Genomic DNA, 24909 nt, shown 5'->3' with positions numbered 1-24909 from the left:
CCGTTCGGGCCCCCGTTACGTTGGTGCAGGAAGAGGTGGAGATGTCCGAGGATCAGGCCCAGATGCTGCGTGCGCTGCACGACGAGCACGCCAGCGCGCTCTGGCGGTTCGTGCTGCGCCTGACCGGCGACCGCCAGATGGCGGAGGACGTCGTGCAGGAGGCGCTGCTGCGCGCCTGGAAGCACCCCGAGATCCTCGCCCAGGGCGAGGCCGCCGCCCGCTCCTGGCTCTACACCGTGGCCCGGAACCTCGTCATCGACGACCGCCGCAGCGCCCGCTACGCCCGGGAGCTGGGCACGGACGAGGTCCCCGAGCGCCCGACCGCCGACCGCACCGACCAGGTGCTCGACGCCTGGCTGCTCTCGGACGCGCTCAGCGGACTGAGCCACGACCACCGCGCCGTCATCGTGCACGCCTACTACGGCGGCCGCACGGTCACCGAGATCGCCGCGCTGCTGGGGATCGCCCCGGGCACCGTCAAGTCTCGGATGCACTACGGGATGCGGGCCCTCAAGCTCGCACTGCAGGAGCGGGGGGTGACGGAGCTGTGAACCGCGACCCCTCCTCCGACGACCGGCACGACGACCCCTTCCGCGACTGGGACGCCGCGTACCTCCTCGGATCCCTGACCGCTGCCGACCGCCGCGAGTACGAGCTGCACCTGCGCGCCTGCCCCGGCTGCCGCGAGTCCCTCGCCGAGTTCGTCCCGCTGCCGGGCCTGCTGGCCCACCTGCCCCAGGACGAGGCGATGCGCCTGGTCGAGAAGCCGGAGGCGGCCGGCGATCCGGCTCCGGCGGCACTGCTGACCCGCCTCGCCGCGGCCACCGACTCCGTCCGCCGCCGCACCCGGCTGCGCATCGCGGGCCTGGTGCTCGCCGCCGCGGGCGTCTCGGCCGCCGCCGCCGTCGCCCTGCCGCTCGCGATCGGTCCGTCCCTCGCCCCCGTCGAGACCGTCGGCTCGACCGTCTCGCTCGTCGCGGCTCCGGGCGTCCCCGTCGAGGCCTCCGTGCGATTCGTGCCGCAGCAGTGGGGCACGCGGATCGACATGGACTGCAGCTGGGCCGACACGGCCGAGCAGTACGCGGGCTCGGCCGGTTACGTCCTCTACGTCACGGACACCTCGGGCGGCACCGAGGCCGTCGGATCGTGGACGAGCGCGCCGGGGACGACGATGGAGCCCAGCCTCGCCACCGGGCTCCCGCTCTCCGAGATCGCCTCGGTCGAGGTGCGGCTGCAGGGATCGGACACCGTCGTGCTCACCGGCCGCCCCTGAGCGGGCCGCCGGATTCCCAGGTGCGCGCTCCGCGGACTGAGTAGCTTCTCAGTCATGACGATCGCGACCCTCGCCCTCGCCCCCGCCTCCGTGGCGACCGCCTCCTCCTCCGACAGCATCGACGAGCTCTCCGGGCTCGTCGGCGTCGCCGCGCGGGTGATCGCCGCGCTCGGAGAGGCGGGCGTCGGCCTGCTGACGCTGATCGAGACGGTGTTCCCGCCGATCCCGAGCGAGCTCGTGCTGCCGCTGGCCGGCTTCCTCGCCCAGCAGGGCCGGATGAACCTGGTGCTGGTCGTGATCACGGCGACCCTCGGCGCCTACCTCGGCGGCCTGATCCTCTACGCGCTCGGCCACCGCATCGGCACGGAGCGCTCGATCCGCCTGCTCTCCAAGCTCCCGCTGGTCGACCGCGAGGACTTCGAGAAGGCGGTCGGCTGGTTCCGCCGGCACGGCACCTGGGCGGTCCTCTTCGGTCGCCTCATCCCGGGCGTGCGCAGCCTCATCTCGCTCCCCGCGGGGGCCGAGCGGATGAACCTGCTGCTGTTCTCGGGACTGACGATCCTCGGCTCCGGCGTCTGGAACGGCCTGCTGATCGGCCTCGGCGCAGCCCTGGGTACGCAGTACGAGCTCGTCGACCAGTACGCGGGCGTGCTCGACGCGATCATCTACAGCGCGTTCGGCGTGCTGCTGCTCGCGCTCGTGGTGCGCCGCGTGCGGCGGCACCGTGCCGCGGCGCGCACCGGATCGCGCCACTGACCTGCGTCCTCGGGCGGGCGGGCGCAAGGCCCCGCGCCACCCCGCCCCGGTGCCCTAACGTTCGAGGGGTCCGCACTCCCCGACGCGAAGGAACGCCATGTCCGAGACCGCCGCGCCCACGATGTCCCGCACCTCCGTCGAGCGCTGGTGGATCATCGCCGTCTCGCTGATCGCGATCGTGCTCGGCGTCATCGCCGTCCTGATCCCCGGTCCGACGCTGCTGACCGTCGCCATCGTCTTCGGCATCCACCTGATCGCCGCGGGCGTCTTCCGCCTGCTGCTGGCCTTCACCGCCTCGCGGCTCGATGCCCGGGTGCGCTGGCTCGCGGGCCTGCTCGGCGCCCTGATCCTGGTCGCGGGCATCCTGTGCCTGTCGAACCCGTTCGAGTCGCTGAGTGTCCTGGGCCTCGTGATCGGCGCGGGCTGGATCCTCGACGGCGTCTCGAGCATCACCAGCGGCCGCACCGTCGCCGGCCCCGCGTGGCTGCCGATCGCGGCAGGGATCGCCTCGGTCATCGCGGGCGTCCTGACGATCATCATGCCCGTGCTGGCGCTGGCCTCCTTCGTGACGGTCGCGGCCATCCTGCTGATCGTCGTGGGCGTCTCGGGCCTGCTCCTGCTCCCGGGCCGCACGAAGCGCCCCGAGAGCGCCGAGGCGTAGAACGCGCGGATGGCCGATCCCGATCTCGTCCCCGAGCTGCTCGTCGCCGACCTCGACCGGAGCCTCGGGTTCTGGTGCGGTCCCTGCGGGTTCCGGATCCACTACGCCCGACCCGAGGAGGGCTTCGCGTACCTGGTCCTCGGCTCCGCGCACGTGATGCTCGAAGAGGCGGGGAGGGGCCGCAACTGGATCGCGGCACCGCTGGAGCGCCCGCTCGGCCGGGGGATGAACCTGCAGCTGCACGTCGACGACGCCGACCGGACGGCAGCGGCGCTCGCCGAGGCCGGGACGCCGCTGTTCTCGCCGCTCGAGACCCGCTGGTACCAGGTCGGAGCGGAGGAGGCGGGCGTCCGTCAGCTGGTGGTGGCCGATCCCGACGGGTACCTGCTGCGGTTCCAGTCGTCGCTCGGACGCCGACCGGCCCGAGCGGACGTCCCCGTCGCTCCCTGACCGGCCGACCGCGCCACCATCCGCTCGGCTCGGGACGTCATGCCAGCGAGTGACGACCGTGACACTGCGCGGCTGGTTGCCTCGGAGACATGACGCAGCACCCCGCCACCGCGACCCTCCCGCAGGTCCCGCCCGCCGCCCTCTCCGAGCCCGCTATCGAGCAGGCCGCCTCGGCGGAGCACGAGCCCCTCGTCCGTCCGGCGGACCTGGTGTCGGCGCTCACGGGCGTCGCGCTCTGCTTCTTCTCCCTCTTCGTCTACGCCATCGCGCACTGGCAGTACTTCGGCGCGGACGTCGACGAGGTGAGCGTCCTCGGCTGGCTCGCGCCGCTGATCGCCGGCGTCGCCTGCCTGCTGTCGGCCGTCGTGTCCGTCGGGGTCCGCGCCTCCGGGCGCCGCGCCGAGCGGACCGCGGCATGATCCCCGTCCTCGCCGGGCCCGGCCTCGAGGCCGCGGAGCAGCTCCTCGTCCGCGCCGGATGCCTCCGCCCCGAGCACCCGTGGGCGGCCGGTGCCGCCACGGAGGCCGCGCCGCGGATCGACTTCGCCGTCCTCGCCGAGCAGGCGTGCCTCCTCGACCTCTCGGAGGAGGCGGTCGCGCGCATCGCCGTGTCGCTCGCCACCGGCCGCCCCGTCGATCTGCGGAGCGCCTTCGGGCATCTCACGCGCGACCACGCCCGGCTCGTCATGACCGCGGTCGCCGCGGCCGCCGGGCACGACCGCGTGAGCAGCCGGATCCGCGTGGTCGGCGACGAGCGCCGGGTCGAGACGGCGCCGCCCCTGGCCGTCTGGCCCTCCTGACCCCCGCCCGCCCCGATCGGGCGGGCGCGCTCGCCGATCCGACCCGGCGCTCCGCGTGCCTCCGATGCTCCAGGCAGGTGAGCCGTTCGGAGGTGCCGTGCCGCCGACCCGCGTCGCTACGGCCTTTCGGAGGTGCCCGGTTTAGGGTGTCCGTGTGCAACGAGTCGACGATTTCCCAGGAGCCGGACCGGTGGCGACCTCACCCGAATCCGGTGACCAGGGGGAGGCGTCCGCGCATCGGCTCTCCCCGACGGCGACCTCTCCCGTGCAGGTGACGAGCGGCGAGGCCGGCTACCAGGGCGGCAACGTGGCCGATCCGGTGTGGCAGTCGTGGCGCGACGAGCTCGCCAAGGTCGGCGGTCCGTCGCCCCTGCTCCACTTCGTGGACTCGCCCCGGACGCGCATCGAGCTCTCGACCACGCACCCCGGCGGGCTGCCCCCGTTCATCTCGGGCAAGACGACGCTCCTCTCCTCGCTCATCCGCGACGAGCTCGCCCTGCGCACCGCGAAGAACGCCGCGGGTGCGATCACCGACAAGGGGATCGAGCTGCGCTCGGTCCGCGGCATCGAGGGCGTCCACCTCGCCATCGGCCTCGCCCAGTGGCGCGCCGGCGACACGGAGTTCACCGCACCCGTGCTCCTGCGCCCGCTCGCCATCCGCCGCTACGGCCGCGACTTCGAGCTCAAGCTCAAGGGCCAGCCCTACTTCAATCCGCAGCTCGCGCGCGCCCTCAAGCAGCAGTTCGGCATCACGATCGACCCCGAGCAGTTCGTCGAGCTGGCCGTGCAGAACGGCGTCTTCAAGCCGCAGCCGGTCATCGACCAGCTGCGCGGCCTGACCTCGCACCTGCCGTGGTTCGCCGTGCACCCGCGCCTCGTGGTCTCGAGCTTCGCCGACGTGGCGGGCGACATGCTCCGCGACGCCCGGATGCTCGAGCACCCCGTCCTCGACGCCGTCGCCGGGAACCCGGCCGCCAAGCGGGCGCTGCAGCAGTCGCAGAAGGTGGCGTCGATCATCCCGCAGGACGAGCGTCCTCCCGCGACCGACAACCTCCTCCTCGACGCGGACGCCGAGCAGGAGCAGGTGATCGCGAACATCGCGGCCGGCAACTCGCTCGTCGTGAAGACCCTTCCCGGCACGGGCGGCACCCAGACCATCGTCAACGCGATCGGCGCCCTGGCCGCCCAGCACAAGCGCGTGCTGGTCGTCAGCGCCCGCCGGTCGAGCCTCGACAGCATCCACCAGCGCCTGCTCTCGGCGGGCCTGGGCGGCATCGCGGTCGGGCCCCGCACGCTCCGCCGCGACCTCATCCAGTCGATCGGCCGCAACGAGAAGGCCGCGCGCCCCTCCGTCAGCGAGATCGACGACGCCCTGCTCCGGCTGCGGAAGGTGCTGCTCGACTACCGCGGCGCGCTCTCCCGGCGCGACGAGAGCTTCGGCGTCTCGGCGCTGCAGGCCCTCGAGGAGCTCGCCCGCCTCTCGCAGCTGCGGACGCCCCCGTCGACCGCCGCCCGCCTCGACCGCCGCTCCGTCACCGCTCTCGCGCACAGCCGCCCCGAGGCGACCCGGATGCTGATCGAGTCGGCGCGCCTGGGCGAGTTCCGCTACGGCCCGGGCGACTCGCCCTGGTACGGGGCCCAGTTCGACTCCACCGCCGACGCCGAGATCGCCCACGAGCTGGCCAAGCGCCTGCACCTGCGCGACCTGCCGCGCCTGCTCGACCGCGCCCAGGACGTCATCGGCCAGACGCGGATGCGCCCGTTCGAGTCGGTCGCCGAGCTCGGCATCTACCTGCGCCTGCTGCAGGACGTCCGCGAGACGCTGGACAAGTTCCAGCCGGCCGTCTTCGACCGCTCGATCCAGGACCTCATCGTCGCCACCTCGCCGCGCCGCGAGGCCGCCGAGATGTCGTCCACCAACCGCCGGCGCCTGAAGAAGCTCGCCCGCGAGTACCTGCGTCCCGGCGCGCACGTCACCGACCTCAACGCGGCGCTCCGCCGGGTGCAGCAGCAGCGGACGCTGTGGCAGCGCTACGCGGTCGCCGGCACGATCCCCGAGGTCCCGGTCGGCGTCGCCGACGTGCAGGTGGCCTACCAGCAGGTGACCGACCAGCTGAGCCGTCTCGACGAGCCGCTCGGCCGCCGCGGGACGAACCTGCAGCTCGCCTCGCTCCCTCTCGCCGAGCTGGCCTCGATGGTGTCCGGCCTCGCCGAGGACAGCGAGGTGCTGGCCAACCTCCAGGAGCGGACGACCCTCCTCGCCACCCTGCGCGACTGGGGCCTGGACCCGCTGCTCACCGACCTCTCGCGCCGCCACGTGCCGGCCGAGCTGGTCGCGGGCGAGCTGGACCTGGCCTGGTGGCGCTCGGCGCTCGAGATCATGCTGACCGACGAGCGTGCGCTGCTCGGCGGCAACACGAGCGTGCTCGACCGGCTCGAGGCCGACTTCAAGCTCGTCGACGAGGCGCACGCCGCCTCGAGCGCCGAGCTGCTGGCCTGGAAGCTCTCCGAGACCTGGAAGATCGGGCTCGTCGACTGGCCGCAGGAGCGCGATGCGCTGCGCGCGCTGCTGCGCACCGAGGCGGCGACGACCCCTCAGGAGCTGCAGAAGGCCGCCCCGCACCTCTCGCGCGTGCTCGCTCCGGCCTGGCTCGCCTCGCCGTACGAGGTGCACCGCATCGGCACCGAGACGACCTTCGACGCGGTGTTCCTCGTCGACGCCGGGGCGACCACGCTGGCCGAGAACGTCGGAGCGATCCGCCGGGCGAAGCAGGTCGTCGCGTTCGGCGACCCGGTCACGCAGACCCCCACTCCCTTCGGCCTGCGCGTCGACGAGACGCCGGAGTTCGGCTCCACCGCCTCGCGGACCGACGTGGAGGCGCTGCACGCCCAGTCGGCGCTCGCCCGACTCGGCGAGCTGCTCAACACCGTCACGCTCACCCGCAGCTACCGCGCGGGCGGCGAGGACCTGGCCGAGCTGGTCAACCGCCGCTTCTACGGCGGCCGCATCGACTCCCTGCCCTGGGCCGGCTCCTTCCTCGGACACGACTCGCTCCGCTTCCACTACATCGCGAGCGGGCACGGCATGCCCGAGAACGACTCCGGAGCCGTCGAGTCCGTCGACGCCGAGGTCGCGAAGGTGGTCGAGCTGGTGCTCGAGCACGCCGTGATCCGTCCGCGCGAGTCGCTGATGGTCATCACCGCGAGTCCTCGCCACGCCGTGCGGGTGCAGCAGGCGGTGCTGACGGCCTTCGCCAAGCGCACCGATCTGAGCGACTTCATCCTCGGCGACCGTCCCGAGCCCTTCGCCGTCGTGACGCTGGAGCAGTCGGTCGCGCAGAGCCGCGACCGCGTCATCTTCTCGATCGGCTACGGCCGGACGCCCCACGGCCGCCTGCTGTCGAACTTCGGCGCTCTCGCGGAGCCGGGCGGAGAGCGCCTGCTGGCAGTCGGTATGACCCGTGCCCGCCGCTCGATGGACATCGTCTCGTGCTTCCGCCCGGGCGACATCGACGAGTCGCGCATGCGCTACGGCATGGTCGCGCTCGCGCAGGTGCTGCAGGAGGCGGAGGACCGCGTCCAGCCGAGCGACCGCGACGACTACTCGGAGCCGATGCTGGTGGATCTCGCCGCGCGCCTCGAGCGCCGCGGACTCCGGGTCAACATCGGGCACAAGGGCAAGCTGGCCCTCGTCGCCGCGCACGGGACCCGTGCCGTGGTGGTCGAGACCGACCGCGACGTGAGCACGCAGAGCCTGCGCGTGTCGCTGCGCCTGCGTCCGGAGCTGCTGCGGCGGCTGGGCTGGCACTACTTGCGGGTGCACAACTTCGAGCTGTTCGCCGACCCCGAGGCCGTGGCCGCGCGGGTGGCCGGGCTGATCGGTGCGACCGCGGGGGAGGAGCAGACCCCTGCTCCCGCCGCCGGCGAGGCTGCTGCTCCCACCGCTGCTGCTCCCGCCGCTCCTGCTGCCGCCGCCGCTCCGGCGTCGGGGGAGACGCAGCCCGTCGAGCCGCTGCCGCGCGACTGATCGTGGCGCAGGATCCCGGCGCCCCCGCGGGTGCCGACCGCCCGTTGCGGCGCACCCGCGGCGGTCGGCGGGCGACGCTCCCCGCGAAGCCCGGCACCGATCCGTCCCCGCACGATGCTCCGGTCGCCGACCCCTCCGCGCCGCCCGCGCGCCCCGACACCGGCCCGAACGACGCGCGCCTGCGCCAGGACGTCCCCCCGCACTACTGACGTCAGCCGGACCGGTCGGTTATCCGCGAGTCGAGACATGTCCCGTCGGCGACCTCGGACCTCCCCCCGGCGCGCCCCCGCTCGACGAGCGGATGGACGCGTGGAGACAGGACCGATCGGTCCCCGCCAGAGTTGCTCATGGTCCCGATCGGCGACCTCCCGAAGGTGCAGGTGCCGTCCGAGCCGCGTGCCAGCGTTTCGGACGCACCGTTCGCACAACGCTCTGCGAGCCGTTCCCCCATCGGGAAGACGACAGAGCGACTCAGTCGACGTGCTTGCCGGAGTTCGCGGTGGTGGCGGTGCCGTTGTTGGCGAGCAGGTCGCGGATGTCGGCGAGGAGCTCGAGCTCGGTGGGGGCCTTGTCCTCCGCGGCGGGGGCGTCGGCGGCCTTCTTGGCGAAGGCGGCGTTCTTGAGGTGGTTGATCGGCAGGACGAACGCGAAGTAGAGGACGAAGGCGACGATCACGAACTGGATCAGGGCCGAGACGACCGAGCCGTAGGCGATGACGGTCGGGTCCTCGCCGTTCTCTCCCGGTCGGATGGGCCAGACCAGGGCCTCGAGGGAGGAGGCGTCGAAGATCACGCCGATGAGCGGGTTGAAGATCCCCGTCACGATCGCGTTGACGATGGTCGTGAAGGCGGCGCCGATGACCACGGCGACAGCCAGGTCGATGACGTTGCCGCGGAGGATGAACTCCTTGAAGCCGTTGATCATGATGGTTCCGTTTCTGCCGTGAGCGGTGGGTGGCGGGTCAGCTCCCGGAGGAGGAACCCGAGGAGGAGGACCCGGAGGAGCCCGAGGACGACGAGGAGGAGGACGATCCGGAGCCCGAGGACCCCGAGCCGGACGAGGAGCCGCCCGAGCCCGATGAACCCGAGGATCCGGAGGAGGAGCCGCCCGATCCCGAGGAGCCCGACGACGAGTCGGATGAGCCGGAGCCGGATGCGCCCGAGCCGGACGAGCCGGCACCCGAGGAGGAGGAGCCGCCCTCGCTCGACTTCCCGCCGGAGCGGGAGTCGGTGCGGTAGAAGCCCGAGCCGTTGAAGGTCACGCCGACCGCGCTGAACACCTTGCGCAGCGCCCCCTGGCAGCTCGGGCACTCGGTGAGCGTGTCGTCGGTGAACTTCTGCTGGATGTCGAAGGCGTTGCCGCACTGCGTGCAGCGGTAGGAGTAGGTGGGCACAGGGGGCTCCTCGGAGGCGGGTGGGGGAGAAGGAGGACGGGGTCAGTGGCGCAGGTCGACGATGCCGGAGGGAGTGACGACTCCGTCGACGGCCTGGTCGTGGACCTCGCTGGGCACCCGGTCGACGAGCTCGCTGTCGAAGACGACGGCGTAGACCGGCGGGCACTTCTCCATCGAGCCGAGGGTCTTGTCGAAGTAGCCGCGCCCCCAGCCCATCCGCATCCCCTGCCGGTCGACGGTGGCGGCCGGGACGACGATGAGGTCGACGTCGTTGATCGCGATGGGGCCGAGCAGCTGCCCGACGGGCTCGGGCATGCCGAACAGGCCCTGGGTCTCGGTGTGGCCGTCGCCGACCGCCCAGTCGAGCAGGCCGTCCTGGCGCGAGACGGGGAAGAGGACGCGGATGCCGTGGCTCTCGGCCCAGCCCAGGAACGGCCGGGTGCTCGGCTCGTCCGGAGCGGAGAGGTAGCACGCGAGGGAGCGGGCCCCCACGCGGGTGGCGAGCTCGATCAGGTGGGCGGTGATCTGCTCCGCGGCCTGGTCGCGAGCGGTCGAGGTCTGCGTGCGGCGGCGCTCGCGCAGCTCGGCGCGCAGCGCCCGCTTCTCGTGCGTGATGTCGGCTGGCATGCGCTCAGTCTAGAACCGGGCCCCGCGCCGGCCTCCGCACGGACGACCCTGAGGGACGCTCGTCCCGGACCGCCCCGGAACGGGGTCCGGCGCCTTCTGTCGCCGGTCCTGGCGCGAAACTCCCGCGACTTCCCCCGCCGCTAGGATGGCGCCCCATGGGCACTCGAATCCGCAAAGCAGTCATCCCCGCCGCAGGTCTCGGCACCCGCTTCCTGCCGGCGACGAAGGCCATCCCCAAGGAGATGCTGCCGGTCGTCGACAAGCCGGCGATCCAGTACGTGGTCGAGGAGGCGGCGGACGCCGGCCTCCAGGACGTGCTCGTGATCATCGGGCGCAACAAGAACGCGCTCGCCAACCACTTCGACTCGGTGCCCGAGCTCGAGCAGAACCTGTCCCAGAAGAAGGACGACAAGAAGCTCGAGCACGTCAAGTACGCCAGCGACCTCGCCGACGTGCACTTCGTCCGTCAGGGCGAGCCGAAGGGCCTCGGCCACGCGGTCTCCCGCGCGCAGCGCCACGTCGGCGACGAGCCCTTCGCCGTGCTCCTCGGCGACGACCTGATCGACGCCCGCGACCCGCTGCTCTCGCGCATGATCGACGTCGCCGAGCAGCGCGACACCACGGTGGTCGCGCTGCTCGAGGTCGACCCCGACCAGATCCACCTCTACGGCTGCGCGGCGGTCGAGGCGACCGACGAGGACGATGTGGTGCGGATCACCGGCCTGGTCGAGAAGCCCTCCAAGGAGGACGCCCCCTCGAACCTCGCGATCATCGGCCGCTACGTGCTGAAGCCCGACGTGTTCGGCGTGCTCGAGCACACCGCTCCGGGCAAGGGCGGCGAGATCCAGCTGACCGACGCGCTGGAGCGCATGGCCCAGGATCCGGCCGAGTTCGGCGGCGTCTACGGCGTCGTGTTCCGCGGCCGCCGCTACGACACCGGCGACAAGCTCGACTACATCAAGGCCATCGTGCAGCTCGCCTCCGACCGCGACGACCTCGGCAAGGACCTCAAGCCCTGGCTGAAGGACTTCGTCGCCGGCCTCTGAGCCCCGGCGAGCGCGCCTCCGGAACGGACGGGACCCCCTGCTGAGGCGGGGGATCCCGTCCGTTCCTCCGTTCCACGGAAGCACGGAATGCCCCGGAGTCCAGTCCCCCTCCCGCAGTGCGGCGGAGCAGTAGGGTCGCATCATGCCGCTCCCGATCCCGACGCTCACCGAGGGTCGTGTCACCGTCCGCCCCATCCGCGTGCGCGACGCCCGACCTCTCGAGCGGGAGCTGATCGCGAACCGGTCGTGGCTGCGCCAGTGGGAGGCGTCCGACCCCCGGGGAGGCGCCGCGTTCGACGTGCGCGCCAGCATCCGCTCGCTGCAGCAGAACGCGCGGGCCGGCGGCGGAGTGCCGTTCCTCATCGACTGGGACGGCGAACTCGCCGGGCAGCTCAACATCTCGAACATCGGGTACGGCTCGCTCTCCTCCGGGTCGATCGGCTACTGGGTGTCCGAGCGCTACGCCGGGCGGGGGATCACTCCGATCGCCGTGGCACTCGCTGCCGACCACGCCTTCCTCGACCTGGGCCTGCACCGGATCGAGATCTGCATCCGCCCGGAGAACCGGCCGAGCCTGCGCGTGGTCGAGAAGCTCGGCTTCCGCTACGAGGGCCTGCGGCGGCGCTTCATCCACATCAACGGCGACTGGCGCGACCACTTCTGCTTCGCCCTCGTGGCGGAGGAGGTGCCCCGCGGCGTGCTCCGCCGCTACCTCGACGGGCAGGTCCCGTCGGAGGTCGGCGTGCCGACCGACGCGGATCTCCGCGCCTCGCGCCGCTCGGGTCTCTCCGGACCCTCCGACGGCGCCGGTGTCCCTCCGACGGGGCCCCGACTGATCCGCGATCCGCACGGACACACCTACCCGTAATGACGGACGGGAGTGCCCGGTGCTCCTAGCGTTGTCCGCATGAGTAGCGACTGGCTGGGCGGGGGCGTCGTCTGGGCGCTCGCCGCCGTTCTGTGGGTCGCCTATTTGATCCCCACGTGGATGCGCAGGCGGTCGTACAACGCGACCGAGCGCAACGCGGTGAGGCTGCAGCAGACGCTGCGGATCCTCGCCGAGACCGCGGAAGTGCCCGAGCACGTGCGTGCGGAGGCGACGGCCCGCGAGGTGGCGCTGCAGCAGCGCCGGCTCCGGGTGACCGAGACACGACGACGAGCCGAAGAGAAGGCACAGGCGATGGAGCTGGCACAGGCGGAGAAGGCGGCGCGCGACGCGCTGCGACGGGCGACCGCGAGCGCACGGCGGAGCACGCGGTCAGGGCCCTCGGTCCTGCGCTGGCGCCAGGGCGCCGCGCTGGCCGTGCTGGTCGGGGCGGTCGCCGCGCTGGTCGGGCTCGTGATGCTGCCCTTCGGCGGCACGGGTGCGGTGCCGCTCGTCGGCCTGCTCCTCGCCGTCGCGGGGCTCGGCACGCTGATCCTGCTGGCTCCGGGTCGCCGCCGCGCCGCCGCTCCGGCCGCGACAGCGACGACGGCCGCCGCGACCGAGCGCCGGCGCGCCGAGGTCTTCGAGGCCGAGCTCGCCGAGGAGGCGGCGGACGACGCCTCCGAGGAGCTCGCCGAGGACCGTGCGAGCTGGACGCCGCAGCCGCTCCCCAAGCCGCTCTACCTGTCCCGGGGCACGGTCGCCGCCTCCGCGATGGCGTCGATCGACGCCGTGGAGCGCCTGCGCACCGCCGCGGCGGAGGCGGAGCTCGCCCAGCGCGCCGCCGCGACCGCTCCCGAGGTGGCGCCGCTGCGCGTCCCGCGTGCCGCCGCTCCCGCTCCCGAGGCCCCGCGTCCCTCCTCCCGCTTCGCCGCGATGGGCGTCGTGGACGGCGTCGACGCGATCGACCTCGACCAGGCGCTGCAGCGCCGCCGCGGGGCCTGACGCGAGTGCGAGGCGCCTGCTCGTCCGTGCTAGTGTGGACGAGTTGTTCGGGCCGGTGACGGCTCGGAAGGCAGGGGTCCGTGGCGCAGTTGGTAGCGCGCTTCGTTCGCAATGAAGAGGTCAGGGGTTCGAATCCCCTCGGATCCACCACCACGGAAGGCCCGCTCGAGAGAGCGGGCCTTCCGTGTTCTCCCGGCGGCCGGATCGGGAACCTCGCCTGTTCGGCGGGTCGACCGCCTCGCGGCCTCGACGCGCTCGTCGGCGGAGGAGTGGTCCGTTGGATCGGCTTCGGTATTAGGCGTCTCCGCCGATCCTGGCTCGACCGCCGAGGACGGCGACTCCCGTCGAGACTCCGGCGACTGCGACCATCGCGACGATGCCCAGTGCACGGAGCACGAACGCCTTGTGCTCCGAATCCTTCAGCGCTTCGTCATCGATCGCTTCTTTGAACAGCCGAAGGACCGAGTAGCGGTCCGCCGCGCTCAGGGTGTCACGATCCAGTTCGCGGTTCAGGACGGCGCGGTACTCGGCGAAGGCCCTATGAACCTTCTTCTGACTCTTCCAGTTGGCTCGAACGGCTGAACTCGCCTGATCTCGCACTTCACTGAACGAGTCGAGGACGAGATTCTTGAAATCCGGGAACTGCTCGACGACCTTCAGGGCGAGCTCCTCGCTCATGTTCGGCAGCTCGGATGCGAACGCGATGAACTTCTCTTTCGACAGATTCCTCCAGGAGTCGATACCGATCCTCTGCTTGAGATCGTCCTCGTTCGAGTAGTCCATGCTGATCCTTCTTCCCTCCACGGCGACGGCCGATCATCGCCTCAGAGTATCGAGGAGGAGCCGTCGGTCCACGTGCTCTCCGGGCGGGAGAGCGCGCGGGCCGGTCGTGCAGGTCCTGACGATCGGGCGCCTGAAGCTGTGGGCCGCCCGCCTCCGCGCGTCCTCCGTGTCCCCCATCCGGGCCGCGCCGGACGGGAGCCGCCCTCCTCCGGTCCGTCGGGGGAGCCGCGGCGACGTACGCTCGCCCCTCGTGCTCTCGCAGCACGCGAGGCACTCGAACGATGGACGACCAGGGGACGGGACGACATGGGGACCACAGCACACAGGGCACGGCGGAGAGCGGCAGGGGTCGGCGCGGGGGCGATCGCGCTCCTGGCGGGGCTCCTGGCGGCACCGCCGGCGCAGGCGTCCGGGACGCAGACGCTGCTCGCGCTCGGCGACTCGATCACGCGCGCGGCGACGACCTGCGGGGTGAACCGCGACTGCGTCGAGAACTCCTGGGCGACGGGATCGGCGCCCGCGGTCGACTCGATCGCGAGCCGGATGGCGGCGGCGGATCCGCGGACGGCGGTCCGCGCGGTGAACTACGCGAAGTCGGGCGCGGTCATCAGCGGCGTCGAGTCGCGGATCGACGCCGCGGTCGCGGCCGGGGAGGAGCCGGACGTGGTCACGCTGCTGATCGGCGGCAACGACCTCTGCTCGCTGAGCCTCTCGCCCGACTCCCGCGACGGCTACGCGATGACGCCCGCGGCCTCCTTCGCCGCGTCGGCGACCCGGATCCTGCGCTCGATCGGCGAGGAGTGGCCGGAGGCGACGGTGCTCGTCGGCTCGGTCCCGGACATCGAGTCGGAGTGGGAGGCCGTGAAGCCGACGCCGGGCGCCGCGATCTGGGCCTGGGGCGGGGTCTGCCGGACCCAGCGCGGAGTCGACGCCACGACCGGAGCCCCGCTGACCGGCTCGGCCTACACCGCCTCGCTCGCGGCGGCGGAGGACCGGGAGGCCGACTTCAACGAGGCACTCGAATCGGCCTGCGCATCCACCGCGAACGACTGCGTCTGGGACGGCGGCGCCCTCACGGCGGCTCCGATCTCGCTCGACCAGCTCTCGACGGACGTCGACTACTTCCACCCGAACGTCGCCGGCCAGGCGATGATCGCGGAGGAGCTGTGGACGGCCTGGGGCCTCGGCGACGAACCGGCTCCGGCTCCGACCCCGACTCCCACGTTGGCGCCCACCGCGGCACCTGCTCCGGCACCCACGGGCTCGCCCGCGCCGTCGCGCGACACGACGGCTCCGAAGACCGTCATCACCGCGCCGACGAGCGGATCGACGGTGCGCGGCTCTGTCACCCTGGTCGCCACCGCCAAGGACGACGTCGGCACGACGAAGTTGAGCTTCTGGAGCGGAGCCACGCGGCTGGGCGACGCGACGAGGGCGTCGGACGGCACGTGGCGCCTGACCGTCTCGGCCTCCTCCTACCCGGCCGGGCGGTACGCGATCGTCGCGCACGCCTACGACGCCGCAGGGAACCTCGGGCGGAGCTCTTCGATCACCCTCAAGCGCTGAGCGGCTGAGGGGGCCGTCCGTCACCGGCCCCCTCAGCCCCGCGCGACGAGCAGCACGTCGGGACGATCCCAGTTCTCGACGGTCTGCAGCACCCAGAAGATCCCGAAGAGGGCGAGCGCGACGGCCTCGCCGAGCAGGAGCCACTGCTCGCCGAGAAGTTCCGCTCCCCGCCCCGTGAGAAGCAGGAGCACCAGCGCCGCATCGACCGCGGCGATCAGCACCGCGAGAACGGCGTAGCAGCGGGAGTAGAAGCGCGGCGTCCCCGGCCCGCTCGCTCCCTCCTCGCGCACCGCGACGGCGTGCAGACCCGCGGTGACGGCGATGAGGAGGAAGAAGACGCCGGCGGCGGCGTAGTGGCCGAGCCGCAGGAATGACGGGAGCGTGCTCTAGGCCGCCAGAGCGATCAGGAGGGCGGCGGCGATCGCGGTGCGGACGAGCGCCCAGCGGTCGAGGACCCGGTCGAGGGCGAGCAGGATCACGGAGGCGACGAGGACGGCCGCGGCCGTGACCAGGTAGGCGGGCAGGGAGGCGGCGACCTCACCCGCGGCCGTCGCGGGAAGGCACGACGCCCCTCCCGCCGGGCACACCGCTCCCTGGAGGCGCTGCAGCTCCTCCGAGGCGAGGGGCACCGGCACGATCGCGATGACCGGCGCCGTCATGCCCGCCAGCAGCAGGAGGAAGCGCCGCACGCTCCTCCCGGCGAGGACGACCAGCGCGACGCCGACCGCGAAGAGCGCCCCGGTGAAGAGGGAGCGGACCGGGGTGTAGTACGAGGCGCTGATCGAGCGCAGCGGGCCTCCGACGACGAGCTGGTGGACGAGGCCGGCCGTGAGGAGCACCACGGCCGCCACCAGGGAGAGGCGGACGTAGCGGTAGGTGCGGAGGGAGGAGACGGCGCCGCCCCCGCCCAGCGCGTCGCCGCGGGCCACCCGGCTACTCCGCGCGCAGGCCGGAGGAGGCGAGGGCGAAGTCGACGTCGATGCGGATCGCGACGCGGAGGGGGTTCGGGCGCGGGGTGCGGTAGCGCTGGGAGTAGAGCTCGACGGCGTGCTGCACGGCGTCCGGCTCCTCCTCGATCGTGGCCGGACCGCCCAGGCTCAGCCACCGGATGCCGTCGACCTGCCCGACCGTCGCGGTGCCGCCCCGCCGGACGTTGAGCACCTTCTGGCTCTCGCGGGAGGTGATGACGCGGACGACGCCGTCCTCGTAGGTGAAGCCCACGGCGACCACGTGCAGGCGGCCCTGGCGGCCGGGGGTGGAGAGGGTGGCCAGGTGGCGCTCGGTGACGAAGGCGAGGCCGTCGGCGCTCAGGATGCTCATCCCGCGAGCGTAGCCGGAGGCGCCGACGCGCTCCTGGGGGCGGACCGCCGGTCAGCCCTCGAGGATCAGCGCCTCGCCCTGGCCGCCTCCGCCGCAGAGCGCGGCGACGCCCAGACCGCCGCCCCGGCGCCGGAGGGCCAGCGCCAGGTGCAGGGCCAGCCGTGCTCCGGAGGCGCCCACAGGGTGGCCGAGCGCGATCGCCCCGCCGTCGAGGTTGACCGCCTCGGGCTCGACGCCGAGATCGTCCGCCGACTGGAGGACGACGGAGGCGAACGCCTCGTTGATCTCGATCAGGTCCAGGTCGGACACCGCTGCACCGCGGCGGCCGAGCGCCCGGAGGATCGCCGCCGACGGCTGTGAATGCAGGGAGTTGTCCGGTCCGGCGACCTGCCCGTGCTCGGCGACGGTCGCGAGCCAGGGCAGTCCGCGCTCGCGGGCCCAGCCGCGGGACACGACGACCAGCGCGGCGGCGCCGTCGGTGATCGGGGACGAGCTGCCCGCGGTGATCGTGCCCTCGGGTGAGAACGCGGGGGCCAGCCGGGCGAGCGTCTCGACCGTGCTGTCCTCCCGGATCCCGTCGTCGGCGGACACGACGAGGTCCGGTCCGCGCCGCTGCGGCAGCGCGACCGGCACGATCTCCTCGGCGAGCACGCCGGTGGACCGGGCCGCGGCGGCCCGCTGGTGCGAGAGCGCGGCGAAGGCGTCCTGGTGTTCGCGGCGGATGCGCCGCGCGGCGTTGCCGTCGTCGGTCACTCTCCCCATCAGGCGGCGGTCGAACGGATCGAGCAGGCCGTCGTGGAGGAGTGCGTCCTCGAGCGGACGCGGACCGACACCCAGGCCCGAGCGGGACCCGAGCAGGAGGTGCGGCGCGTTGGTCATCGACTCCTGCCCTCCGGCGACGACCACCTGCGCCTCGCCGAGCCGGATCATCCGCGCCGCGTCGATCACCGCGGTGAGACCCGACAGGCAGAGCTTGTTGATCGTGACCGCCGGGACGTCCCAGCCCAGACCCGCGAGGACCGCGGCCTGCCGGGCGGGGCCCTGACCGGCTCCGGCCTGGATCACCTGGCCGAGCACGACCGCGTCGACGTCGGCCGCGGAGGCGCCCGAGCGCTCGAGAGCCCCTCGGATCGCAGCGGCGCCGAGCTCGACGCCCGAGAGCGGCGCGAAGGCTCCGGAGAACCGGGCGAACGGGGTGCGGGCGCCCCCCAGGATCACGGGGGTGGTGTCGTCAGTGGACACGGGGACTCCTTCTCGACGGTGAGAGCGGGGGAAGCGGTGGGGAGACGGATGCCGGGAGCCGGCCCGGCTCAGGGAACGAGAAGGATCTTCCCGCGGACGTGGCCGTCCTCGCTGAGCCGGTGCGCCTCTGCGGCCTGCTCGAGCGGGAGGCGCGGACCTGTCGCGACCGCGAAGCGCCCCTCGCTCGCCAGCCGGGCGGCCAGCGGCACCCCCTCGCGGCGGAGGCGCTGCTCCTCCTCGGTCAGCGGCACGGGACTGCCGCCGCTCCAGGCCCGGATGCCCAGCTCTCCCGCGCGAGGGCCGGCGACCACCGTTCCGACGTGCTGCGGATCCGCCACCAGCGCGAGCGAGGCGGCGAGCGCCTCGTCCGTCCCGGCCGCGTCGAGCACGCGGTCGACGCCCTCGGGCGCTGCGGCGCGCAGCCGCTCGAGCAGTCCGGGCCCGTAGGCGACCGGCACCGCTCCGAGCGCGCGCAGCGCCTCGTGGTTCGCCGGGCTCGCCGTGGCGATCACCCGGGCTCCGCGGTCGACGGCGAACTGGATCGCCGCCCGTCCTACCGCGCCGGCGCCCGCGTGGACCACGAACGTCGATCCCTCCGCGACGCCGAGCGAGACCACCGCCTGGTAGGCGGTGGAGACCGGGATGCCGAGCGCGGCCGCCTCCTCGAAGCCGAGTCCGTCGGGGAGCGGATCGAGGGAGTCGGGGGAGACCGCGACGGCGGTCGCGTAGGTGCCGGTGGCGCCGCTGACGATGACCCGGTCGCCGACGCTCCAACCGGCCACTCCCGGACCGACGGCGGAGACCACGCCGGAGCCGTCCGACCCGAGCCTCCGCGGACCGTCGAACGGCGGGCTCGGGCGCAGGCCGGAGCGCACCTTCCACTCGATCGGGTTCACGCCGGCCGCGCGGACGGCGACCACCACGATTCCGGGCCCCGCCTCGGGTTCCGGCGCCTCGACGGTCTCGAGCACCTCGGGCCCGCCGATCCGCTCGTACTGCACGATCCTCGCCATGTCGTCCTCCTCCTCGCGGGCCACCGCCCGCTCCGGTCGCCTCAGTCCAGCAGACTCTCGCGCACCTGGCGGCGCAGCACCTTGCCGATCAGCGAGGTCGGCAGCTCGTCCACCGGGACGATCCGCCTGGGCACCTTGTAGGGCGTCAGGTGCAGCCGGCAGAAGTCGCGCAGCGCCTCCGGATCCACGGCCGTCCCGGCCCGCAGGACCACGGCCGCCGCGACGCTCTCGCCGCCGTCCTCGCGAGGGAGCCCGACGACGGCCGCGCGCGTCACGTCCGGGTGCGACTCCAGCACTCCCTCGACCTCGGAGGGGGAGACGTTGAAGCCGCCGGTGATGATGAGCTCCTTGGCCCGGTCGACGATCGTCACGAAGCCGTCGGCCGAGACGGTCGCGATGTCGCCCGTGCGCAGCCAGCCGCCGGGGAGGAGGGCCTCGGCCGTCTCCTCCGGCCGCTTCCAGTACCCCTGGAACACCTGCGGCCCCCGGAGCAGGAGCTCGCCGGACTCGCCCGGGCCGCGGTCGACCGACGGATCGGCGGGGTCGACGAGGCGGATCGTCGTGCTGGGGAACGGCACGCCCACCGTGCCGGGCCGGCGGGTCGGGCCGACCGGGTTGCCGAGGGCGACCGGCGAGCTCTCGGTCATTCCGTAGCCCTCGACCAGGAGTCCCCGGCTCGCGCGCTCCCAGCGGTCGACCGTCGCGACCGGCAGGCTCATCGCTCCCGAGATCGCGAAGCGGATGCCGCGCAGGTCGAGCTCGTGGCGCTCGGAGGCGCGGGCCAGCGCGTCGTACACGGGCGGCACCGCGGGGAGGAAGGTGGGCGGCGACGACTTCGCGGCCGCCTTCACGAGGCCGACGTCGAAGGTCGGGAACAGCACGACCTTCGCGCCGATGCTGATCGCGAAGGTCAGGCACAGCGTCAGCCCGTAGGCGTGGAACAGGGGGAGCACCGCGTAGAACGTCTCGTCGCCCTCGCGCAGGCCCGGCACCCAGGCGCGGCCCTGCAGGGCGTTCGCGCGGAGGTTCGCGTGCGAGAGGATCGCGCCCTTGGGTGTGCCGGTGGTGCCGCTCGTGTACTGCAGCAGGGCCGTGTCGCCGAGGACCGGGCGCGGGTGCGAGCGCGCGATGCGGCGGTTCTTCAGCAGCGACGCGAAGGGCACCAGGGAGCGGCTGCGGGGGGTCGCGGTCAGCTTCTCGCGCGACCGGCGCACCGACGGCAGGGGGAGCCGGAGCGCCAGGCGCTTGCCGAGCGGGAAGGAGCGGGTGAGGTCGACGGAGACGACGCGCTCGATACCCAGGTCGGCGGGCATGGTCGCGACGACGTCGGCGATCTTGTCCCAGACGACCGCGAACCGGGCGCCGTGGTCCTCGAACTGCCGCCGCAGCTCGCGCGGCGTGTAGAGCGGGTTGTGCTCGACCACGATCGCTCCGAGGCGGAGAGCGGCGTAGAACGCCACCACGTGCTCCGGGCAGTTCGGGAGCACCAGCGCGACGCGGTCGCCGGCGCGCACGCCGAGGCGCCGCAGGCCCTCCGCCGCGCGCGCGACCTGCTCGCCGAGCTCGGCGTAGCTGGTCTCGGCGCCGAAGAACTCGAGGGCGGTGCCGCGGCGGTACCGCGCGACCGAGTCCTCGAGCAGGTCGACGAGGGTCTGGGTGGGAGGGTCGATCTCGGCGGGCACGCCCTCCGCGTAGGAGGTCAGCCACGGCTTCGTCGCCAGGTTCGAGGATCCGGAGGTCACGGGCCGAGTATCGGGCACCCGCCTCCGCACTTCCTCCGAGGCGCGCGGAGGGGGTGCCGCGCCGGGCGCGGGAGCGGCAGGCTGGCGGCATGAGCGCAGCCATCGACCTCCTCCGCGACGCCTTCGGCCGGGTGCACGAGAACGTGCACGCCGTCCTCGACGACAGCACCCCCGATCAGCTCGCGTTCCGCGCGGACGCCCGCTCGAACTCGCCCGCCTGGCTCGTCTGGCATCTCGTCCGGGTGCAGGACGACCACCTCGCCCCGCTCGCCGGCCACGAGCAGGTGTGGACGGCCGACGGCTTCCACGGCCGGTCCGGCCTGCCCTTCGGGCCCGACGAGACCGGCTACGGGCAGGAGCCGGCCGAGGTGGCGGCGCTCGCCGCGGTGCCCGCCGCGCTGCTCGCGGAGTACGCCGACGCCGTGCACCGGCAGACGCTCGCCCTCCTCGACACGCTCGGCGACGAGGACCTCGCGCGCGTCGTCGACGAGCAGTGGGATCCGCCGGTGACCCTCGGGGTGCGGCTGGTCTCGGTGATCGACGACGACACGCAGCACGTCGGCCAGGCCGCGTACGCGAAGGGTCTCGCCGAGCGCTCGGCGCGCTGAGCCCGGCCTCTACGCTGGCGGGATGCGCGCGCTCCGGACCCTGCCCGCGAGCGCGGTCCTCGCCCTCGCCACCGCGCTGACCCTCGTCGGCTCCTGGATCCCCTCCTACTGGAACGACGAGGCCGCGACCCTCCGCCTGGCGCGGCTCCCGGTGGGCGAGCTCCTCGCCTTCGTGCAGGAGAAGGACGCGGTGCACCTGGTCTACGGCCTGCTGATGCACGGCTGGATCGCGATCGCCGGGGAGTCGGAGCTCGCGGTGCGGGCGCCGTCCGCTCTCGCCACGGGAGCGGCGGCGGCGGGCGTCGTCGTCCTGCTGCGCTCGTTCGACCGGCCCCGGGCGGCACTCCTCGCCGCCGCGGTGCTCGTGCTGCTCCCGCGGTCCTCGTTCTCGGGGACCGAGGCGCGATCCTCCGCTCTGGCCACCGCGCTCGTGGTGGGAGCGGCGGTCCTCGTCGTGCGGGCGGCGCGCTCCGGAGGAGCCCTGCGCTGGATCGCGTTCGCGGCCGTCGCGGGTCTGGCGGACGCGGTGTTCCTCTACTCCGTGCTGGTGCTGCCGGCTCTCGTCGCGCTCGCCGCGGCCGCGGCGCCCCGGGGTGCCGTGCGGGCTCTCCCGGCGAGCGCCCTCTCTGCACTGGGCGCCGTGCCGGTGCTGCTCCTCGCCGCCGGGCAGAGCGGCCAGGTCGGCTGGCTCCGCTCGCAGCCGGTGACCGCGTTCACCGTCCTGGTCGAGCCGTTCTTCGGATCCGCGTGGTGGCTGGCCGGGATCGCCGTCGCGCTCCTCGCGGTCGCCGCGGTGCGGGGCGGCCTGCGCGGGCCGCTCCTGCCGGCCCTCGTCCTCTGGATCGTGCTGCCGACGGCGGTGCTGGTGCTCGGGACCCTCCTCGTCGAGCCGATGTTCACTCCGCGCTACCTCGCGTCGAGCACGCCCGCCCTCGCGGTCCTCCTCGGCCTCGCGCTCGACTCGTTCAGGGCCCGGACGGGCGTCGCCCTCCTCGCCCTGATCGCGGTGGCCGCCCTGCCGGTCCTGGTGCAGATGCGCACGGTCACCGGGAAGCCGGACGGGCAGGACCTCCGCGGTCTGGCGGCCGCCGTCGAGGAGCGGGCCCGTCCGGGCGACGCCGTCCTCCTCGGCTCCTCCGGGACGGTCTCGCTCCGGCCCCGCCTGGCGCTCGCCGCCTACCCGGAGGCGTTCGCGGGCGTGGACGATGTCGCCCTCGCCGCTCCGTACAGGACGACGGGCACGTATTCGGACGTCCTGCTGGAGGGCCAGGCGCTGCGCGCCGCGCTCGCCGGGGAGGACCGGGTCTGGCAGGCGCTGCCGGAGGGCGAGGCGGACGCGGTGCTCGCTGAGGCGGGGTTCGTCGCGCGCGAGCGGATCCGGGTGCCGACGACCGTGCTGACGCTGTGGGAGCGTCCGGAGGGCCGCTGATCCGGAGCGCTCGGGGCGTCGCAGCCCCGGAGTGGAGAGACGCCGGAGTGCCCGGAGCCCCGCCGACGGGGAGCCGCTACCCTTGTCCCCGGCGCCGTCGCAGAGCGGTGGCGTCCGCGGAGCGAGGACCGCGCCACCGAGAGGACCCGAACGTGACGTTGCCCGAGACCACCACCACCGCCATCGCGAAGCGGAAGGGGCGCGACGTCGCCCCCGAGATCGCGCGCTCCTGGTTGCTGGTGAACGCCACCCGCACCGAGACGTTCGACGCCGCGCACGCGTCCCGCGCCGACCAGATCGTCCTCGACATCGAGGACGCGGTCGACCCCAAGGCGAAGCCCGACGCGCGGACCGACGTCGCGGAGTGGCTGACCGGCGAGAAGCGCGCCTGGGTCCGCATCAACGACCACTCCACCCCGTTCTGGTCCGACGACGTCGACGCGCTGAAGGGCCTGCCCGGCCTCGCCGGCGTCATGCTCGCCAAGACCGAGGCCGCTGAGCACGTCACCGAGACCTTCGATCGCCTCGGCGGCTCCACCCCGGTGCTCGCCCTGGTCGAGTCCGCCCTCGGCATCGAGGAGGCGGTCTCGATCGCCCGCGCCCGCGGCACCTTCCGCCTCGCGTTCGGCAGCGGCGACTACCGCCGCGACACCGGCACCAGCGCCGACGACCTCGCGATGGCCTACCCGCGCTCGCGCCTGGTCGTCGCCTCGCGCATCGGCGACCTGCCCGGCCCGATCGACGGACCGACCGTCTCGAACAGCCACCCCGTGCTGCGCGAGCAGTCCGCGCTCACGGTCTCGCTCGGCCTCACCGGGAAGCTCTGCCTCGACACCGAGCAGCTCGCCGTGATCAACGAGGTCATCAGCCCGACGCCGTCCGACGTCGCCTGGGCCCGCGACTTCCTCGACGACTTCGAGGCCCGCGGCCGCGTCATCCGCGACGGCAGCGACCTGCCCCGGCTGGGCCGCGCCAAGAAGATCGACAAGCTGGCCACGGCGTTCGGCGTCAACCCGCTGTGATCCGTCGCGGGGAGAGCGCCTCCGCGGCACACTGAGGGAGCCGCGGAGACCCTCCCGCGCAGGACGGAGACTCCGATGGGCGCGGTCAGCACCTTCCTCTGGTTCGACGACGGAGCGGGGGAGGCGGCGCGCTTCTACACGGAGCTGGTGCCGAACTCGCGGATCACCGGAAGCCAGGTGCTGCCGGAGGGCTCCCCGTCGCCCGGCGAGGTGCTGTCGGTGACGTTCGAGCTCGACGGGCAGCGGTTCCAGGCGATCAACGCCGGGCCGCGGTTCCCGTTCACCGAGGCCGTCTCGATCGTCGTGACCGTCGGCGACCAGTCCGAGCTCGACCGGCTGTGTGACGCCCTGATCGCGGACGGCGGCGAGGAGAGCCGGTGCGGCTGGCTCCGCGACCGCTGGGGGCTGTCCTGGCAGATCGTGCCGGAGGTCCTCCCGCGTCTGCTCGGAGGCGCCGACCCCGAGGCGTCCGCGCGCGCGCTGCAGGCGATGCTCGCGATGAGCCGCCTCGACATCGCGGAGCTGGAGCGGGCCCATGCCGGCGCGTGACTCCGCCCGCCCGCGCCGCTCGATCTCGCTGCGGCGCGCGTACCTCCGCGACTACCGCTACGCCTACGGCTCGCGCTTCGTGCACCTGCGGGAGGGCTGGGACGTGTCGCGGTACGCGTCCGGCGACGGCGCTCCGGTGCTGCTCATCCCCGGGATCTACGAGACGTGGCAGTTCCTCCGGCCCATCGCCGAGAGGCTGCACGCGGCGGGCCATCCGATCCACGTGCTGCCCGCGCTCGGCTACAACACGCGGCCGATCGTCGCGTCGGCCGGACTCGGCCAGGACTACCTGCGCGAGCACGATCTGCGCGGAGTCGTCGTCGTCGCGCACAGCAAGGGCGGCCTGATCGGCAAGCACATGATGGTCGTCGACGACCGCGAGGACGGGCGGATCGAGCGCATGATCGCCGTCTCGACCCCGTTCAACGGCTCGTCGCTCGCACGGATCGCCCCGGCGCGGGCGCTCCGGGAGTTCGCACCCCACCGCCCGCTGATCCGCACCCTGCTGGCTGAGCGCGAGGCCGACGCGCGCATCACGTCGATCTACGGGATGCGCGACCAGTACATCCCCGGAGGGAGCCGCCTCGCCGGGGCGCGCGAGAACATCGCGGTCTCGGTGGTCGGCCACTTCGCGCTGCTCTCGAGCCCGAAGGTGCTCGACCTCATCGCGGCCCGGGTCTGAGGCCGGACGGGATCCGCTGGGCTCGCCGCCCACGTGAGGCGCCTGCCGTGC

At 73.4% G+C, this 24909-nt stretch carries 28 protein-coding genes and 1 tRNA gene; 19 read left to right on the top strand and 10 right to left on the bottom strand.

Translation table 11 applies throughout. The features are described from left to right. The first annotated feature begins 41 nt into the window (after nt 1-41). The 9 genes from C5C95_RS09015 (at nt 42) to C5C95_RS08970 (ending at nt 8175) form a co-directional block, all read left to right on the top strand. Complete coding sequence (locus C5C95_RS09015; protein ID WP_104225070.1) at nt 42-551, top strand: sigma-70 family RNA polymerase sigma factor; 510 nt, start codon at nt 42-44, stop codon at nt 549-551. Next, a complete protein-coding gene (locus tag C5C95_RS09010) occupies nt 548-1273 on the top strand; it encodes an anti-sigma factor (RefSeq protein WP_104324267.1) in 726 nt (241 codons plus the stop codon). Before C5C95_RS09015 ends, C5C95_RS09010 begins: the two co-directional genes overlap by 4 nt. A 54-nt stretch (nt 1274-1327) precedes the next feature. Further along, nucleotides 1328-2029 (top strand): DedA family protein, encoded by a 702-nt coding sequence (locus C5C95_RS09005; protein ID WP_104225072.1) that lies wholly within the window; start codon nt 1328-1330, stop codon nt 2027-2029. Nucleotides 2030-2126: 97 nt separating this feature from the next. Continuing rightward, nucleotides 2127-2690 carry an HdeD family acid-resistance protein gene (locus tag C5C95_RS09000; RefSeq protein WP_104225073.1) on the top strand — a complete coding sequence of 188 codons (564 nt, stop codon included), beginning with the start codon at nt 2127-2129 and terminating at the stop codon, nt 2688-2690. 9 nt (nt 2691-2699) lie between these two features. Continuing rightward, nucleotides 2700-3140, top strand: coding sequence for a VOC family protein (locus C5C95_RS08995; RefSeq protein ID WP_104324266.1), 441 nt, complete (start codon nt 2700-2702; stop codon nt 3138-3140). 89 nt (nt 3141-3229) lie between these two features. Beyond that, on the top strand, nt 3230-3559 hold the full coding sequence (locus C5C95_RS08990) for a hypothetical protein (RefSeq protein ID WP_104288088.1): 330 nt from the start codon (nt 3230-3232) through the stop codon (nt 3557-3559). Continuing rightward, entirely contained in the window at nt 3556-3939 is a 384-nt protein-coding gene (locus tag C5C95_RS08985; protein ID WP_104232859.1) for a hypothetical protein, read from the top strand. The genes C5C95_RS08990 and C5C95_RS08985 overlap by 4 nt, the downstream gene beginning before the upstream one ends. A 190-nt stretch (nt 3940-4129) precedes the next feature. Next, nucleotides 4130-7966, top strand: a complete 3837-nt coding sequence (locus C5C95_RS08980; protein ID WP_374954312.1) for a DEAD/DEAH box helicase — start codon at nt 4130-4132, stop codon at nt 7964-7966. Nucleotides 7967-7968: 2 nt separating this feature from the next. After that, a complete protein-coding gene (locus tag C5C95_RS08970; RefSeq protein ID WP_104273097.1) occupies nt 7969-8175 on the top strand; it encodes a hypothetical protein in 207 nt (68 codons plus the stop codon). Between the two features lie 262 nt (nt 8176-8437). Here C5C95_RS08970 and mscL read toward each other — a convergent pair whose 3' ends face one another. From mscL to C5C95_RS08955, 3 genes are read right to left on the bottom strand one after another with little or no spacing between them, the layout of a single operon-like run. Beyond that, nucleotides 8438-8890, bottom strand: coding sequence for a large conductance mechanosensitive channel protein MscL (gene mscL, locus C5C95_RS08965; protein ID WP_181027096.1), 453 nt, complete (start codon nt 8888-8890; stop codon nt 8438-8440). Nucleotides 8891-8927: 37 nt separating this feature from the next. Further along, on the bottom strand, nt 8928-9359 hold the full coding sequence (locus C5C95_RS08960) for an FmdB family zinc ribbon protein (RefSeq protein ID WP_104223220.1): 432 nt from the start codon (nt 9357-9359) through the stop codon (nt 8928-8930). A 42-nt stretch (nt 9360-9401) separates the two neighbouring features. Next, nucleotides 9402-9986 carry a 5-formyltetrahydrofolate cyclo-ligase gene (locus C5C95_RS08955; RefSeq protein WP_104223219.1) on the bottom strand — a complete coding sequence of 195 codons (585 nt, stop codon included), beginning with the start codon at nt 9984-9986 and terminating at the stop codon, nt 9402-9404. A gap of 155 nt (nt 9987-10141) precedes the next feature. Here C5C95_RS08955 and galU point away from each other — a divergent pair, with 155 nt between their 5' ends. The 4 genes from galU to C5C95_RS08935 all read left to right on the top strand — a co-directional run bounded on the left by galU (nt 10142) and on the right by C5C95_RS08935 (nt 13052). Further along, the gene (gene galU, locus C5C95_RS08950; RefSeq protein ID WP_104223218.1) at nt 10142-11032 is read left to right on the top strand and encodes a UTP--glucose-1-phosphate uridylyltransferase GalU; all 891 of its coding nucleotides are present in this window, start codon (nt 10142-10144) and stop codon (nt 11030-11032) included. A 142-nt stretch (nt 11033-11174) separates the two neighbouring features. After that, on the top strand, nt 11175-11900 hold the full coding sequence (locus C5C95_RS08945) for a GNAT family N-acetyltransferase (RefSeq protein WP_104223217.1): 726 nt from the start codon (nt 11175-11177) through the stop codon (nt 11898-11900). 39 nt (nt 11901-11939) lie between these two features. Beyond that, on the top strand, nt 11940-12902 hold the full coding sequence (locus tag C5C95_RS08940) for a hypothetical protein (protein ID WP_104223216.1): 963 nt from the start codon (nt 11940-11942) through the stop codon (nt 12900-12902). A gap of 74 nt (nt 12903-12976) precedes the next feature. Next, a tRNA-Ala gene (locus tag C5C95_RS08935) sits at nt 12977-13052 on the top strand. 144 nt (nt 13053-13196) lie between these two features. Here C5C95_RS08935 and C5C95_RS08930 read toward each other — a convergent pair. Then, nucleotides 13197-13685 (bottom strand): hypothetical protein, encoded by a 489-nt coding sequence (locus tag C5C95_RS08930; RefSeq protein ID WP_104226443.1) that lies wholly within the window; start codon nt 13683-13685, stop codon nt 13197-13199. 306 nt (nt 13686-13991) lie between these two features. Between C5C95_RS08930 and C5C95_RS08925 the strand changes: the two genes are divergently transcribed. Then, nucleotides 13992-15251, top strand: coding sequence for a GDSL-type esterase/lipase family protein (locus tag C5C95_RS08925; RefSeq protein WP_104324265.1), 1260 nt, complete (start codon nt 13992-13994; stop codon nt 15249-15251). A gap of 32 nt (nt 15252-15283) precedes the next feature. Here the strand turns inward: C5C95_RS08925 and C5C95_RS08920 are convergent, their stop codons facing one another. The 6 genes from C5C95_RS08920 to C5C95_RS08895 form a co-directional block, all read right to left on the bottom strand. Then, nucleotides 15284-15541: a hypothetical protein gene (locus C5C95_RS08920; RefSeq protein WP_104324264.1), complete on the bottom strand. Its 258-nt coding sequence runs from the start codon at nt 15539-15541 to the stop codon at nt 15284-15286. Nucleotides 15542-15637: 96 nt separating this feature from the next. After that, a complete protein-coding gene (locus C5C95_RS08915; RefSeq protein ID WP_104324263.1) occupies nt 15638-16180 on the bottom strand; it encodes a hypothetical protein in 543 nt (180 codons plus the stop codon). Nucleotides 16181-16184: 4 nt separating this feature from the next. Next, the gene (locus C5C95_RS08910; protein WP_104223212.1) at nt 16185-16571 is read right to left on the bottom strand and encodes a pyridoxamine 5'-phosphate oxidase family protein; all 387 of its coding nucleotides are present in this window, start codon (nt 16569-16571) and stop codon (nt 16185-16187) included. Nucleotides 16572-16622: 51 nt separating this feature from the next. Next, on the bottom strand, nt 16623-17813 hold the full coding sequence (locus C5C95_RS08905; protein ID WP_104324262.1) for an acetyl-CoA C-acyltransferase: 1191 nt from the start codon (nt 17811-17813) through the stop codon (nt 16623-16625). A 68-nt stretch (nt 17814-17881) separates the two neighbouring features. Further along, on the bottom strand, nt 17882-18826 hold the full coding sequence (locus C5C95_RS08900; RefSeq protein ID WP_104324285.1) for an NADP-dependent oxidoreductase: 945 nt from the start codon (nt 18824-18826) through the stop codon (nt 17882-17884). Between the two features lie 41 nt (nt 18827-18867). After that, complete coding sequence (locus tag C5C95_RS08895) at nt 18868-20568, bottom strand: long-chain-fatty-acid--CoA ligase (protein WP_104223210.1); 1701 nt, start codon at nt 20566-20568, stop codon at nt 18868-18870. A gap of 89 nt (nt 20569-20657) precedes the next feature. On the opposite strand from C5C95_RS08895, the gene C5C95_RS08890 reads away from it, so the two are divergent. From C5C95_RS08890 to C5C95_RS08870, 5 genes are all read left to right on the top strand, one after another. After that, entirely contained in the window at nt 20658-21176 is a 519-nt protein-coding gene (locus C5C95_RS08890) for a DinB family protein (RefSeq protein ID WP_104246705.1), read from the top strand. A gap of 22 nt (nt 21177-21198) precedes the next feature. Continuing rightward, nucleotides 21199-22605: a glycosyltransferase family 39 protein gene (locus C5C95_RS08885; protein ID WP_104324261.1), complete on the top strand. Its 1407-nt coding sequence runs from the start codon at nt 21199-21201 to the stop codon at nt 22603-22605. A 158-nt stretch (nt 22606-22763) separates the two neighbouring features. Continuing rightward, complete coding sequence (locus C5C95_RS08880) at nt 22764-23627, top strand: CoA ester lyase (protein ID WP_208543400.1); 864 nt, start codon at nt 22764-22766, stop codon at nt 23625-23627. A 75-nt stretch (nt 23628-23702) separates the two neighbouring features. Continuing rightward, on the top strand, nt 23703-24176 hold the full coding sequence (locus C5C95_RS08875; RefSeq protein WP_104324260.1) for a VOC family protein: 474 nt from the start codon (nt 23703-23705) through the stop codon (nt 24174-24176). Continuing rightward, nucleotides 24163-24858 carry a triacylglycerol lipase gene (locus tag C5C95_RS08870; protein ID WP_104324259.1) on the top strand — a complete coding sequence of 232 codons (696 nt, stop codon included), beginning with the start codon at nt 24163-24165 and terminating at the stop codon, nt 24856-24858. The genes C5C95_RS08875 and C5C95_RS08870 overlap by 14 nt, the downstream gene beginning before the upstream one ends. Nucleotides 24859-24909 lie beyond the last annotated feature (51 nt).

Origin of the sequence: Rathayibacter sp. AY1B7 (assembly GCF_002932735.1) — a bacterium.
Classification (GTDB): domain Bacteria; phylum Actinomycetota; class Actinomycetes; order Actinomycetales; family Microbacteriaceae; genus Rathayibacter.
Note: the sequence above shows the minus strand (reverse complement) of the source record. Positions and strands in the feature narration are given on the sequence as shown.